Source organism: Alienimonas californiensis, from assembly GCF_007743815.1.
Lineage (GTDB): Bacteria > Planctomycetota > Planctomycetia > Planctomycetales > Planctomycetaceae > Alienimonas > Alienimonas californiensis.
This window is the reverse complement of the sequence record NZ_CP036265.1, coordinates 5,044,506-5,058,701: the sequence shown is the minus strand read 5'-3', so window position 1 is coordinate 5,058,701 and position 14,196 is coordinate 5,044,506. Positions and strand designations below refer to the sequence as shown.

At 71.8% G+C, this 14,196-nt stretch carries 12 protein-coding genes; 4 read left to right on the top strand and 8 right to left on the bottom strand.

Going from position 1 to position 14,196, the window contains the following annotated elements:
• Positions 1-66: 66 nt before the first annotated feature.
• Positions 67-1,770 (top strand): multiheme c-type cytochrome, encoded by a 1,704-nt coding sequence (locus tag CA12_RS20110; protein ID WP_145360917.1) that lies wholly within the window; start codon positions 67-69, stop codon positions 1,768-1,770.
• 21 nt (positions 1,771-1,791) lie between these two features.
• On the opposite strand, the gene CA12_RS20105 is transcribed toward CA12_RS20110, so the two are convergent.
• Complete coding sequence (locus CA12_RS20105; protein WP_145360916.1) at positions 1,792-3,222, bottom strand: aldehyde dehydrogenase family protein; 1,431 nt, start codon at positions 3,220-3,222, stop codon at positions 1,792-1,794.
• Between the two features lie 131 nt (positions 3,223-3,353).
• Between CA12_RS20105 and CA12_RS20100 the strand changes: the two genes are divergently transcribed.
• The 3 genes from CA12_RS20100 to CA12_RS20090 all read left to right on the top strand — a co-directional run bounded on the left by CA12_RS20100 (position 3,354) and on the right by CA12_RS20090 (position 6,834).
• Positions 3,354-4,739 carry an outer membrane protein assembly factor BamB family protein gene (locus tag CA12_RS20100; RefSeq protein ID WP_145360915.1) on the top strand — a complete coding sequence of 462 codons (1,386 nt, stop codon included), beginning with the start codon at positions 3,354-3,356 and terminating at the stop codon, positions 4,737-4,739.
• Positions 4,736-5,056, top strand: coding sequence for a hypothetical protein (locus tag CA12_RS20095; protein WP_145360914.1), 321 nt, complete (start codon positions 4,736-4,738; stop codon positions 5,054-5,056). Before CA12_RS20100 ends, CA12_RS20095 begins: the two co-directional genes overlap by 4 nt.
• 83 nt (positions 5,057-5,139) lie before the next feature.
• Positions 5,140-6,834, top strand: a complete 1,695-nt coding sequence (locus CA12_RS20090) for a hypothetical protein (RefSeq protein ID WP_145360913.1) — start codon at positions 5,140-5,142, stop codon at positions 6,832-6,834.
• A gap of 45 nt (positions 6,835-6,879) precedes the next feature.
• Here the strand turns inward: CA12_RS20090 and CA12_RS20085 are convergent, their stop codons facing one another.
• The 7 genes from CA12_RS20085 to CA12_RS20055 all read right to left on the bottom strand — a co-directional run bounded on the left by CA12_RS20085 (position 6,880) and on the right by CA12_RS20055 (position 14,189).
• The gene (locus CA12_RS20085; RefSeq protein ID WP_165700888.1) at positions 6,880-8,133 is read right to left on the bottom strand and encodes an MFS transporter; all 1,254 of its coding nucleotides are present in this window, start codon (positions 8,131-8,133) and stop codon (positions 6,880-6,882) included.
• A gap of 104 nt (positions 8,134-8,237) precedes the next feature.
• A complete protein-coding gene (locus tag CA12_RS20080; RefSeq protein WP_145360911.1) occupies positions 8,238-9,668 on the bottom strand; it encodes an MFS transporter in 1,431 nt (476 codons plus the stop codon).
• A 133-nt stretch (positions 9,669-9,801) separates the two neighbouring features.
• The gene (locus CA12_RS20075; RefSeq protein WP_145360910.1) at positions 9,802-10,347 is read right to left on the bottom strand and encodes a hypothetical protein; all 546 of its coding nucleotides are present in this window, start codon (positions 10,345-10,347) and stop codon (positions 9,802-9,804) included.
• A 54-nt stretch (positions 10,348-10,401) separates the two neighbouring features.
• Entirely contained in the window at positions 10,402-11,211 is an 810-nt protein-coding gene (dapB, locus tag CA12_RS20070; RefSeq protein WP_145360909.1) for a 4-hydroxy-tetrahydrodipicolinate reductase, read from the bottom strand.
• Complete coding sequence (locus CA12_RS20065; protein WP_145360908.1) at positions 11,208-11,576, bottom strand: cupin domain-containing protein; 369 nt, start codon at positions 11,574-11,576, stop codon at positions 11,208-11,210. The genes dapB and CA12_RS20065 overlap by 4 nt, the downstream gene beginning before the upstream one ends.
• Before the next feature lie 59 nt (positions 11,577-11,635).
• Positions 11,636-12,337, bottom strand: coding sequence for a metallophosphoesterase (locus CA12_RS20060; protein ID WP_145360907.1), 702 nt, complete (start codon positions 12,335-12,337; stop codon positions 11,636-11,638).
• Positions 12,338-12,410: 73 nt separating this feature from the next.
• The gene (locus tag CA12_RS20055; RefSeq protein WP_145360906.1) at positions 12,411-14,189 is read right to left on the bottom strand and encodes an SLC13 family permease; all 1,779 of its coding nucleotides are present in this window, start codon (positions 14,187-14,189) and stop codon (positions 12,411-12,413) included.
• Positions 14,190-14,196: the final 7 nt, after the last annotated feature.

The following is a 14,196-nucleotide window of genomic DNA, read 5'->3' as shown; positions in this document are numbered from 1 at the left end:
CGACACGGACCGCTCCGACCGCCGGACGGGCCGCCCCCGCGTTCCCACGGATCGGGTTCCCCCGCGATGAGTTCCACCGACCCCGCTCCCCCCGCCGACGCGACCGCCCCGTCGACCGCGTCCGTGTGGCCGCAGATCCTCGTCGGGGCGGCGATCGGGGCGGCGGTCCTCGGGCTGGGGGCCTTCATTCTGTCGCGGGGCGCCGGTCTGACCGACGGGGGGGACGACGTTCCGAGCGACGTGACGATCGCGGGGGGCGCCGCCGACCCGTACCTCGATCCGCTGGCCGCCTGGGAGAAGCCGACCGCCGCGGTCGTGCTGACCGGGGAGGTACACGGGTATCTCGAACCGTGCGGTTGCTCCGAGAAGCAGAACGGCGGCGTGGCCCGTCGCAGCGCCCTCTTCAAGGAACTGCGTGACGAGAAGGGCTGGGACGTGGTCGCTGCGGACCTCGGCGGCACGGTCCGCCGGAACCGGTTGCAGACCGAACTGAAATTCGCCGCGATGCGGCGGGCGCTGGATCAGATGGGCTACGGCGTCCTGAACCTCGGCCCGGAGGAGTTGCGGTTGGGGGCGGACTACCTCGTCCAGCACGTCTACGACGCGCCGGAGATGATCGCCGCGAACCTCTCGCTGTACGGCGATCCCACCAGCGAGACCGCGGTCGCCACGGGCGTCAAAGGCACGCGCATCCTCGAGGCGGGCGGCTTGAAAATCGGCTTCGCCGGAGTCGTCGGCGACACGATGGGGGCGGAACTGAACGACCCGGACGCGACCAGCACCATCGGCGTCAACCGGGCCCCCGAGGCGCTGCCGCAGGCGTTGGAGGAACTCGCCGACTGCGATGTGCGGGTGCTGCTCTCCCAGGCCCTGCCGGAGCAGACTGCCCAGTATCTGAAGGACTACCCAGGCTTCCACGTCGCCGTGACCGCCGGCGGCCCGGAGGACCCTTCGCAGGAGCCGGAGGTCGTCGCCACCCCGGAGGGCGAGGCCCTGATGCTGCGCGTCGGCCACAAGGGCAAGTACGCCGGCGTGTTGGGCGTTTATCCCCCCGCCGAGGGCGCCGACCGGCCGCGGCTGACCTACGCCCTGGCGACGCTCTCCAAGGACCGCTACGGCCACGATCGCTCGATGGACCCGATCATGGCGAGCTATCAGCAGTCGATCGCGGACAATCTGGAAGCGATTTTCGAAGACCTGCCCCCCGCCGCCCCGCCGCGGCCGGGCGGGTACGTGGGCGCCGCCAAGTGCGGCGAGTGTCACACGAAGGCCTACGCCAAGTGGAAGGAGAGCCCGCACGCCCACGCCCTCGCCAGCCTTACCGAGGGCCGCGAGAACTTCGAGGGCGACTGGGCCGACCGCCGCCTCGACCCGGAATGTCTCTCCTGTCACGTGACCGGCTGGGACGCGCAGGGCTACTACCCCTACGAGGGCGGCTATCTGCCCGAACGCCTCGCCGGCGGCTCCGGCGGCGGGGGAGCGGACGGCACGGAGGGCCTCGCCGGGATGGACCGCTTCCACAAGCTCCAGGCCCAGCAGTGCGAGAACTGCCACGGCCCCGGCTCCGGCCACGTGGCGACCTTCGAGCAGTGGAAGGCGGACCCGTCCTCCGTCAGTCAGGCGGAGTACCGGGCCGCGAACAAGGCGGTGCACGTCGAACTGGCGACCGCCGCCCAGACCACCTGCGTGAAGTGCCACGACGGCGACAACAGCCCGGAGTTCAACTTCGCCGAGTACTGGCCCAAGATCGCCCACCCCTGGCGCGACTGAGCGTCGGGGATGCGGCGAACGTCAGGGGTGAATCACCACGCACTTCGTCTCGGTCATCTCCTCGACGGCGTACCGCGGGCCCTCCTTGCCGAGGCCGCTGGAACCGAGGCCGCCGTAGGGCATCAGGTCGGCCCGGTACTGCGGGCCGCCGCCGCCGGAGCCCGGGCCGAAGTTCAGCACCCCGGCGTCGATCGACTCGCTCAGCCGGACCATCCGTGACAGGTCGCGGGTGTAGACGCCCGCGGCGAGGCCGTAGCGGGTGTCGTTCGCCATCGCGGCGGCCTCCTCCTCGGTCTCGAAGCTCCGCAGGCCGCAGGCCGGGCCGAACAGTTCTTCATCGTAGGCCTTCATCCCGGGCTCCACGCCGTCCAATAGGGCGGGGGTGAGGAGCGAGCCGTCCCGCTCCCCGCCGCAGACGCGGGTCGCCCCGGCCTCGACGGCTTCGTTGAGCCACTGCTCGACCCGTTCGGCGTCGGAGCGGCGGATCAGCGGGCCGACGTCCGTCGCCTCGTCTGCCGGATCGCCGGTCTTCAACTGAGAGAAAGCTTCCACGAGGAGGTCGCGGAACTCCGCATGAGCTGAGCGTTCCACCAAGACTCGCTGGAGCGAGATGCACACCTGCCCGGCGTTCGCCGTGGCCTGCTTGGCGAGCAGGGAGGCGGTCGCGGGCAGGTCGGCGTCGGCGAAGACCACCGCGGGACAATTCGAGCCCAGTTCCAGCGTGACCTTCTTGACCCCCGCCGTAGCGATGATCTTCGCCCCGACCGCGTCGCTGCCGGTGAAGGTGATCTTCCGCACCCGCGGGTCGCCGCAGATCGCCTCGCCGAGTTCTCCGCCGGGGCCGGTCAGGCAGGTGATCGCCTGCTCCGGCAGTCCGCATTCCAACAGCAGTCGGGTCAGGGCGAGGGCGGACAGCGGGGTGACGCCGGCCGGTTTGAGGAGCACGGCGTTCCCCGCCGCGATCGCCGGGCCGACTTTGTGACACACCAGGTTCAGCGGGAAGTTGAACGGCGTGATCGCCGCGACGACCCCGCAGGGCACGCGGCGGGTGAAGGCCAGCTTGCCGGCTCCGTTGGGGGCGGCGTCAATCGGTACGACCTCGCCGCCGAGGCGTTCGGCCTCGATCGCCGACAGCCGCAGCGTCTCCACCGCCCGGTTCGCCTCGCCGACGGCCTCGCCGATCGGCTTGCCGCCCTCGGCACAGATGCGTCGGCCCCACTCCTCCGGATTCGCGGCGATCGCGTCGGAGGCATGAAACAGGATCGCCGCCCGGTCGCGGGGATTCATGGCCCGCATCGCCTTCGCCCCGTCGGTCAGCGTGGCGAGGGCGGCGTCCACCTCGGCGGCGTCGGCGGTGGGGACCGTGTCGATCACGGCGCCGTCGTAGGGGTTCGTCACCTCCGACGGCTTGCCGGGGGTCCGCCAGTCGCCGTGGGAAAAGAGGGGCTGCACGGCCGGCTCCGGTTGGAAGTGGGGGAAGGGCGGGGGAGCAATCGAACCGGGCGATCCGCATGCGGTTTCGCCGGGGTCGAATGCAGGCGATCCTATCCGTCGCCGCTTTTCCCGCCTTGGAGACCTTCCCCATGTCCCGCCCGCTCGCCGCGCTCGCGGCCCTCCTGTTGCCGACGTCGCTCGCCTGCCACGTCGCCGCTGCCGACTGGCCGCAGTGGCGGGGGCCGGCCTTCGACGGTTCCTCCCCGGAAACGAACCTGCCGGCCGACTGGAACGCCGACGGCGACGGCGCCGTCGCCTGGAGCGCCCCGCTGCCCGGCCCCGGCGGCGGCACTCCGGTGATCGCCGGCGGCCGCCTGTTCGTCACCGCCGCCGAGGGCGTCGGGCCGGACGCCCAACTGATCGTCCTGGCCTTCGACGCCGACAGCGGCAAGGAACTGTGGCGCCGGACCGCGGGTACGGGCAACGAGACGGCCCGTGTGGACGAGGGCAATAGCGCCTCGAACAGCTGCGTGACCGACGGGGAACACGTCTGGTCGACCTTCGGCGACGGCACAGTCGCCTGCATGACCGTCGAGGGCGAACCCGTCTGGGGGGCGAACCTGCAACAACGCTTCGGCGAGTTCGACATCCAGTTCGGGTTCAGCAGCACCCCCGTGCTGTACGACGGCCGGCTCTACTTCCAACTGATCCACGGCGACGGCGACGCCTCCACCGACGAGGCCCGCGTCGCCGCCCTCGACGCCGCCACCGGCGACACGGTCTGGGAACGCGGCCGCCGCACCGGCGCCAGCCGAGAGAACGAGCACAGCTACGCCTCGATCATGCTGAACCCGTTCACGACGCCGCCCTCGCTGATCACCCACGGCGGGGACTACGCCATCGCCCACTCGACCAAGGACGAGGCCGAGGGCGCCGAACTGTGGCGCCTGGGCGGCCTGAACCCGCCGGGGCCGGACTACCACACGACGCTGCGGTTCGTCGCCAGCCCCGGCGTCGGTGCCGGCCCGAACGGGACCGGGATGGTCGTCGTGCCGACCGCCAAACGCGGACCGGTGTTCGCCGTCGACGCCGCCGCGGCCCGCAAGGTCGCCGCCGACGCCGGCCCGGAGCAGGGCGAAGACGGCCCGCAGGCCGCGGACGTCGTCGGGACGGACGCCGTCGCCTGGCGGCTGGACCGCGGCACGCCGGACGTCTCGACGCCGCTGGTGACGGACAAACTGGTCTACCTGATGGGCGAACGCGGCGTGCTGGGCTGCCACGCCGCCGCCACCGGCAAGGAGCTGTATCAGGAACGCCTCACCGGCGGGAACTACCGGGCCAGCCCCACGCTGGCGGACGGCAAGCTGTACGCGGTGGACCGCGACGGCATCGTCTCTGTGGTCAAGGCGGGCCCGGAGTTCGAACTGCTCGGCCGGATGGAACTCGGCGAACCGACCTCCGCCAGCCCCGCGGTCGCCGACGGCACAGTCTACTTCCGCACCTACGACCGGCTGATCGCCGTGCGGAAGAAGTGAGCGAAACACGTTCGACCGACGCCCCCCCCGCCGAGGTCGCGCTGGCCTGGGCGGCGGAGAACCTGCCGGCCTATCGGCCGGCCGTCCGGTCGTCGCGGCACCGCGACCCGGCGGAAGGCGGGGCGGACCCGCCGACGTTCGTCGTCGACGTCGACGCGTTTATGACCGACGCGATGATCGAGAAGGTGTGCGCCGGCCGCAGCCCCGCGGAGGCTGAGAAGCGGCGGGCGTTCGCTGTCCAGCCGCTGCTGTATCGGCTGACGGTTCGGGGCGGCGAGGTGATCTCCTGGAAGACGCCGTACATCGACGTGTGCTGAACGGCCGACTGGTCTAGCCCCCGTCCGACGCGATCCGCTAAGCCCCCGCGGTCCCGCTTCGCGTCCGAAGGGAATCGTCCGTTATGCGCCCCGTCCTCTGCCTCGCCCTGCTGTGCTGCGCCGCGTCCGCGGTTGCGCAGGAGTTCCCCTACCAGGCCCGGGTCGCCGCGGACGGTCTGCCGGTCCACGCCGGGCCGCTGGCGGACGATTACGTCACCACCACGCTGCCCCGCGGCACGGAGGTGACCGTCGTCCGGCACGACCCGGACGGCCGGGCGATGATTCAGGCCCCCGCCGGGGCGATCAGCTTCGCCCGGCTGGAATGGCTGACGATGAACGCCGGCACCGCCGAGGGCGGGGGGACCGCGACCGTCACCGCCACCGGCGCCGAGCTGTATTGCCGCGTCGGCAGCCGGGTCGGCGAGGACCCGATGATCGAACAGGTCCCGCTGAAGGCCGGGCAGTCGGTGACGGTGCAGGGCACGCGCTCGCTGCCCGGGCCGAAGGGGCCGGAGGTTTGGGCCCAGATTCCCTCCCCGATGGGCGAGCACCGCTGGGTGCAGCTGCGCTACCTTGTGCCGGCGAACGCCCAGGCCCGGGCCGACCGCGACCGCGATCCCTACGCCGTCCCCGCCGACCTCCTGGACGCCGGCGCCCCGCCGCCCAACGGGGCCGTCGTGGCCGGGACTGACCCGTTCGCCCCGGCCCCGGTCGACGCGATGGGCAGCGGGGTGGTCGAAGTCGCCTTCACGGCGCCGCAGCCGCTGGCGGGCGGCGCCTCCGCCGCTCCGCTGCTGGCCGCCGACGCCGGCGGCCCGCCGACGGGAGCGTCCTCGCTCGGGGCCGCCACGCAGACGGCCGCGACCGATCCGTTCGCCAACCTTGGGGCGCCCGCGGCTCCGATGGCCCGCTCCTCCGCGTCGGGCGCCGGGCGGGGGCCGAGCGGCCCGGAGGACCCGACGCGGGCCGATCGCTTCTCCGCCCACGGGGCCGAGGCCGTCGCCGCCGACCGCCGCCGGCTGGAGCAGCTCGATCGCCGCCTGGACGAACTGCTGGACGCCGATCCGCAGAGCTGGAACCTCGTCGACCTCGAAGCCGACCTGCGGGACCTCCGCGACCGGGCCAGCTCCAACGCCGTCCGCCGGCTTGCCCAGGCCCGGTTGGTGCGGGTGGACGTGCTGAAGAAGATCCGCGGCGAATACAACGACTACGTCCAACTCACCGCCCGCACCGACCGCCGCGACGCGGTGCTGACCGCCGAGGCCGCCGAGACCCTGCGTCGATTCGCCCAGGTCGAACAGCCGTACGGCGTGGAGTACGAGGGTGCCCCGTACGGAGCCGGGTTCGGTCCGCAGACGGCCGAGGGCTTCCCGACCCTCTCCGCCCCGCCGCGGATGGCGACCGGCCCGGAGCAGTTCAATCCGTACGACGACGCCCCCTCGCTGGCCGCCCCGGGCGGGATTGACCAGATGTCCCACACCGAACCCGCCCCCGGCCCGTCCGCGGGCCCCGCCGGGGCGTCGGCGCCCCCGGGAGCGATGGCCTTCGAGGCGGTCGGCGTGTTGCGGGAGGTGACGAACCCGCCGCACCCGGAAGCCCCCCGCTTCGCCCTCGTCGCTCCCGACGGCAAGGTGACCGCCTACCTGCAGGACGACCCGCGGCTGGGTCTCGCCGGCCGCGTGGGCCAGAACTTCGGCGTGAACGGCCGCCGCTTCACCCACCCGGAGATCCCCGCCCCGATGGTCGGCGTCACACGCATGGTGCCGGTCCGGCAGTAGTTCGGAGACACGATCGGGCGGCGGGAACGCGGGGGGCGGCGGCGTTCAGGCCCGTCCCCGCCGCCCCACCATCCAGACCGGGACCAGCACCGCGGAGACCGCGATCGCCGCGGCGAGGAACAGCAACCGCGACGGGCTTTCCGTCCCGCCGGACGCCCACTCCGACAGCGTCCCGGAGATCAGAAAGCCCAGCGGCATCCCCACGCCGACGGTCACCACGGCGAACAGGTTCTGCGCGCTCGCCCGCAGGTCCGGCGGGCACTTCGCGTCGACGTACAACTGCACGGCGACGATCAGGAACACGTGGCAGACCCCGTGCAGCGCCAGCCCGGCCAGCACCGGGCCGGTGGCCTCGGTCACGGCGAGCAGCAGGAACCGCAGCGCCCACGCCGCCACGCCGAGGGTGAACGTCATCGTCACCCCCAACCGCCTCAGACAGAACCCCAGCAACAGCAGGGCGGGGAACTCAGAGAGCTGCCCGATCGTCATCACGGCGGGCACCCAGTCCGAGTCGTAGCCTTCGCGAACCAGCAGGCCCGGCACCTCCAGGGTGTAGACCGGCACGATCAGCGACAGGGCGAAGCTCGCCGCGATCAGCAGGGCGAACTGGCGATCCCTCAACAATCCGAGCGTTTGCAGCGGCGCGAAGCGGCCGCTGGTCGGTTTCGGGGGAGGGCTCCGCGGCAACCACGCGCAGAAGCTGGACAGGGCGAACGACAGCACCGCCGCAATGCGGAAGCAGTCGGCGTCGTCCACCGGGGCGAGCCGGCGGAGCAGGCTGTCGAGGTGCGTCAGCCGGTCCCGCATCGCCGGGGCGTTCCGGCTGAGCCACTCCAACGCCTCCCGCTGCCCGAGCCAGACGGAGACGAACAGCCCCGCCAGCACCCAGCCCACGGTGCCCCACAGCCGCACGCGGCCGAACTGGGTGTCCGGGTCCGGCAGGTGGCGGAAGGTCACCGCGCTGACGACCGGCAGCGTCGGGAAATACAGGGCGCTGAAGAGCCCGACCGTGGCGATCAGAAACCAGAACCCCTCCCCGGTGACGGAGAAGATGTTTGCCGCGAAGGGCACTGTCAGCAGCGTGACGCCGCTGAAGAAGTGGGCGACGGCGAGGTACTTCTCCGCCCCGATCAGCCGGTCGCAGAGCTGCCCCACGGCAATCGGCGCCACCCACAGCCCCACCGCCGCGACGGCGAATAGGCTGCCGAGCTGCCCCCGGGAGAGACCGCGACCCTCGAAGTACAGGGGCAGATAGGTGAGCAGGGCGCCGGTGACGCCCCACTGGAGGGCCCATAGCACGCCCAGCCGGATGCGCAACCCCAGCGACGGCTTCCGCCGGTCGAGGGACGCGTCCGTTTCGGCAACGGCCGCGTCGCTGGGGAGCGCCGGTGCGGTCGAGGCGATCAGCGTTGCCCCTTGGCCGGCATGCCGCCGACGCCGGGATCGGTCGCGGGCGGCGGGGCTCCGGTGTCCTCGCCGCTCGCGGCCAGGCCCGCCCGCTGGGCGTCGCTGAGTCGGTCACGGAACAGCAGGAGGAACAGCGCGAGAATGACCGCCGCGGCGATGCACGGCCAAAGCCAGATCGTCGGCCAATCCCGCACCGCCGCGTCGCCCTCGCCGGTCGTGTAGGCCCCGGCGAGCAGCCCGAACAACTGGGCGCCGATCAGCAGGCCGACGCCCTGCGTCATCAGCACGAGAAAGCCCTGGGCCTGCCCGCGGAGGTTCTTCGGGGCCCGCTTTTCCGTATAGATCTGTCCGGTGACGAAGAAGAAGTCGTAGCAAATCCCGTGCAGGATGACGCCCGCCAAGATCAGCCCCTTCGCGCCATCGCCGTCCAGCGGGCCGCCGTCCGCGGCGGCGCTGAACAGTGCGTAACGAAGGACCCACGCGCCCATGCCCGCGGCGAGCATCCACTTCACGCCCAGCCGGGCGAAGGCGAAGGGCATCGCCAGCATGAACAGGACTTCGCTCATCTGACCGAAGCTCATGTTGAACCCGGGGTCCTCAAAGCCGCTGTCGCCCAGGAACCCGTTCGCAAAGCCGTAGTACCCGGCCAGCGGAATGCACAGCAGCCCGCTGGCGATCATGAACACGGCGAAGCTGCGGTCCTTCATCATCCCGATCGCCCCGAAGCCCAGCAGGTCCGCGGGCGTGGAGGCCTGCCCCTTCGCCGGCGGGGGCGTGTGGGGCAGCGTCAGGCTGTAAACCGCCAGCGCCGCGGAGGCGACGGCCGTCACCCAATATTGGCCGACGCCGGCCTCCAGGTCCGGGCCGGTCCAGCCGGCGGCTCCGAACCACGTTTCCCACTTGCTGACCAGGATCGAGCCGACGATCCACCCCAGCGTGCCGAACACCCGGACGATCGGGAACTGCTTCTCGGGGTTACTGATGTGCGAGAACGCGACCGTGTTCGTCAGCCCCAGCGTGGGCATGAAGCAGAGCGAGTGGGCGAACAGCAGTAAAAGGTAGAGGGTCGTGTCGTCGTCCGAAGGGTTCGGCCCGAGGACCGTCGGCACGGCGGCCATGGCGACGGCGCCGAGCAACATCAACCCGGCGAGCACGCGCTCGCTGGCGAAGAAGCGGTCGGCCACCATGCCCAGGAACAGCGGGGCGAGGATCGCGGCGATCGGCGCCACGGAGTAGGCCCACCCGGTCACGCCGGCCGCGTCGTTCCAGCCGGAGCCGTTGAGGATGAAGTTCCCTGTGGAGACGTACCAACTCCCCCACACGAAGAACTGCAGGAACATCATCACCGCCAACCGGGCGATCAACACGGCCCCGCCGCCGGTGGGCTCGGGGGTGCCTGCGGTGGGGGAACCGTTCGCCGCTGCCATCGCCGCACGCTCAAAGAAGTCGGACCGGGGGGAGCCCCGTCACGAATCGCGCAACCGTCGGGCGGCGCGATGATGGTCCCCCCGCGATCTGCCGACAACCGCACCGCCGCCCGCTTCGCGCCGGGGAGCCGCGTTACTCGGCGATCTCGCCGGTCAGCCAAACTGCGGGGGCCACGGCCCCCGCGTGGGAGGACGGCGCCTCGCCCCCTGCGCCGCCGGCGCGAATGACGCCGTCCGGGGGGATCCGGCCGCCGGCGGCGTCGAACGCTTCCGGCAGGGTGTCGGTCGGCACGGCCCGGATCGGGCGGCCGTCCCACAGGTGCAACGCCGTGACCACCGGCGGGGCCGCGACGTCCGCCGACGCCGACTCGTCGGGGGCGGCGGAGAGTTCCGCCGCGGCGTCCTCGGCGGAGATCAGAATCACGCCGGCGTCAGTCCTGGCCGGGACCGCCGCTTTGTGCCGGCGGCCGTCCTCCGGGGCGAGCACGGCGTAGGCGAGGCCAGCGGTGGCGGCGATCGTCACCCCGCAGGCCAGCACCGGCCCCCGCCACGCCGAGGCGGCGCGGGGGTTCCGCCGCAGCGCCGGTCCGGCGGGCGGCGCGGCGCGCAGCTCCTCCGCGGCGGGCGACGCGAGACGCTCGAACCGAAAGAGGGCGGGGCGTGCGGCGGGGGCGTCCATGCGCGAGCCGTGGGCGGGGGGGAACACTCGGCAGCATCGGCGCGACCGCCCCGATCACTTGAGCCCGAGCACCTCGTCCATCCCGTAAAGCCCCGGCGGCCGGCCGACCGCCCACCGGGCCGCCGCGATCGAACCGTTGGCGTAGCTGTCCCGGGTGCGGCCGCGGACCGCGATCTCCAACGTCTCCCCGAGCATGCCGAACAGGATCGAATGCTCGCCCACGTTGTCCCCCTCCCGCACCGCGTGCAGGCCGATCTCGCCGTGCGGGCGGGCGCCGGGGCGACCGCTGCGGCCGTGGGCGAACTCGTCCTGCCCCATCACTCCGCGCACGATCTCCGCGAACCGCAGCGCCGTGCCGCTGGGGGCGTCCTCCTTGTAGCGGTGGTGGCGTTCGACGATCTCCACGTCCGCCCCGCCGGGCACGTCCTTCAGCGCCGCGGCGGCGATCGCCGTCAGCCGCATGGCGACGTTCACCGCCGTGCTGAAACTCGGGGCGAACACGATCGGCACGCTCTCCGCCGCGGTCCGCACGGCGTCCATCTGACTGTCGGAGAGCCCCGTGGTCGCCACCGCGATCGGCAGGTTCCGCTTTACGCAAGAAGTGAGGACGCCGATCAGTCCGTCCGGCGTAGAGAAGTCGATCACCGCGTCGCATTGGGCGTCGCCGAACCGCTCCGTGATCGGCACCCCCGCCGGGCCTTCGCCCGCCAACTCACCGGCGTCCACGCCGAGGTGCGGGGAGTCCGAGTGATCCAACGCAGCGGCGAGCGTCACGTTCTCGGCGGCCATCACGCCGGCGACGACCCGGCGGCCCATCCGCCCGGAGGCCCCGTGGACGGCGATTCTCAGCGGGGGGGAAGTCATGCGGCGTCGCGGTGAACGGTGTCGGGGGAGAAGGCGGGGGTGCAGACGGCAATGTAAGTCGCCCCGCCGTCGTGGGGCGTGCTGTAGCGCACCCACTCGCCCGCGGCGACGTGCACCGCCTGACCGGCGGCGACGTCCAGCGGGTCGCCGTCCGCGGTTTCGACCCGCAGGATGCCGGTGAGCACGACGGTGTACTCGTCGAAGTCCGGCCGCTGGCCGGGCTCGCTCCACCCGAACGGGCTGGTCATTCGGGCGATGGAAAGCGCGTCGGTCCCGCTGTTGACGCGACCGACGAATTCCTCGATGCGCTTGGGCGGCGTGCCGGCGGCCTCGACGAGGCTGGGCGTCGCAATTAGGCGGGGCATTGCGGGGGCCGGACAGGAGGGGCGGGCGGGGGCCGGCGCTCGAGGCCGGGGCGGGAACCCTACCCGCGGTCCTCGAACCTCGCCAAATCGAACGGCCCCCGGGCGTCCCCCCGTTGGTTCGCCTGCCAGATTCGGTCCCCGCCGTCCCCGCCGACTTCCAGCGCCGTGAGCCAGCCGTCCGCGGCGTAAACCTTGGTGTCGATGCAGCACCACCCCGGCCAGACGCGGGGCTCGCCGGAAGACTGGGCGGTGTGCCCGCACACGACCCGTCGGCCCTCCGCAGGGGGCGGCTCCTCGTAGGTCAGCTTCTCCCAGCGGAGCGCCTCCGGGGGCTGTTCCGACAGCGGCAGGGCCGGGTCGATCAGGGCGTGCACGAAGACGTCGCGGCCCCGTTCGACCAGCCCGGCGGCGCTCTCGAGGAATCGGATGTGGTCCTCGGGGACGTCCTGCGGCCTGCCGCCGTAGCTGTTCAGCGTCTCCCGGCCGCCGAACGCCAGCCAGTTCGGGCCGACGTCCCGGAACCCCGGCCGGCCCAGCGCCCCGAGGAACATCTCGTCGTGGTTGCCGAGGATCACCCGCAGGTCGATCTCTTCGCCCAACGCGATCAGCAGGTCGAGAACCCGGGCGGTGTCTGGGCCGCGATCGCACAGGTCGCCCAACTGGACGAGGCCGTCGCCCTGTCGCAGATCGAGCGACGTGAGCAGCGTTTCCAGGGCGACGTCACAGCCGTGAACGTCGGAGACGGCGAAGTAGCGAGACATGCCGCCATCCTAGGCCGACGGCCCGCGGCGTCGGGGGCCGTCGCCGAAATGGGACGGTCCGGGCGTCACGGCGTCAGCGGAACGGCCAGATCCAGGGGATCAGCACAAGCGCCACGGCCCCCAACAGCAGATTCAGCGGGGCGCCGATCTTGAGGAAGTCGCCGAAGCGATAGCCGCCGGGACCGTAGATCATCATGTTCGTCTGGTAGCCGATCGGCGTCATAAAGCTGGCGGACGCCGAGAGCATCAGGGCGACGAGGAACGGCATGGGGTCGGCCTCGTATTGCTTGGCGGTCTCCAGGCAGAAGGGGAACATCAGCACCGCCGCGGCGTTATTGGTGATCAATTCCGTGATGATCGAACCGAGGACGTAGATCGTCGCCAGCGCCGCGACCGGCCCCCAGGGCCTGGTGGCCTCTACCAGCTCTGTGGCCACGGCGGCGGCGGCGCCGGAGTTTTCGAGGGCGGAGCCCACGCCGAAGGCCGCGGCGATCGTAATCAGCACCTGCCATTCGATACTGCGGCGGGCGTCCCCGGACGAGATGCAGCCGAGGGCGACCATCAGCACCGCGGTCAGCACGGCGGTCAACAGGATCGGCACCGCGCCGGTGGTCATCAGGACCAGCAGTCCCGCGAACAGGCCCAGCGAGAGCCACATGCGGTCCCGCCGGACCGGGCGCCAATCGTCGACGCCGCTGACGAGATAGAACGCCGGGCTGTGACGGTACGCCCGCAGAAAGTGCGGCCGAACCTGCAACAACAGGGCGTCGCCGGGGCGAAGCACGATGTCGCCGATCTTCCGCTCGACCCGTTTGCCGGCCCGGTGCACAGCGACGACCGCCGCCCCGTAGGTGCCGCGGAAGTCCGCGTCGCGGATCGATTTGCCGATCAGCGGGGAACTATCGGACACCACCGCCTCGCACAGCCGGCGGCTCCGCTGACGACTCGGGAGCACCTCGTAGTCCGGGTCGGCGACCGGGACGAGCCCGGGAATCTTCTCCAAATCGATAATGCTCCCGACGACCCCGGCGAACGTCAGCCGGTCGCCCTCGTGGATCGCGTCGTCCGGGCCGACCGGGGCGACGGTCTCGCCGGCGCGGTCGATCTCGATGAGGAACAGCCCATGCAGCTGGCGGAGCCCGGCCTGCTCGACCGTTTTCCCGACCAGCCGGCATCCCGGCTGCACCGCCATCTCCGCGAGATACTCGCGGCGGGCGTCCTCCAACTGCTCCAGCAGTTCTTTCCGCTCCGGTAACAACGTGCCGCCGAAGAAAAACAGGTAGCCCAGCCCGACGATCGCGTACGGCAGCCCCACGGCGCCGATCTCGAACAGGCTCATGCCCCGCAGGCCGGCGTCGACCATCAGGCCATTGACGACGAGGTTCGTCGAGGTTCCGATCAGCGTGCAGGTGCCGCCCAGGATGGCGAAGAACGACAGCGGAATCAGCAGCTTGCTCGGCGAAACCTGATGCCGCCGGCCCCAGTCGATTACGACCGGGACGAACATCGCCACGATCGGCGTGTTATTGAGGAACGCCGACATCGGCAGCACCGCCGCCGCCAGTCGAGCCAGAGCGCTGCGTTCGGTGCGGGCGGCGCCGAGCACATGATGGCCGACGTAGTCCAGCACCCCCGTCTCCCGCAGGCCCGCCACCACGACGAACAGGGCGGCGACCGTCAGCATCCCCGCATTGGAGAACCCGGCGAACGCCTCCGCGGGCGAGATCACGCCGAGTACGGCCAGCCCGGCGCCGGCCCCGAGGAATAACACGTCCGGCGGAGCCCAGTTCTTCAGCAGGCTGACGAACAGCGCCGCCACCACGGCGAGGGTGATCCAGGCGTCGGCGCCCATCCCGCAG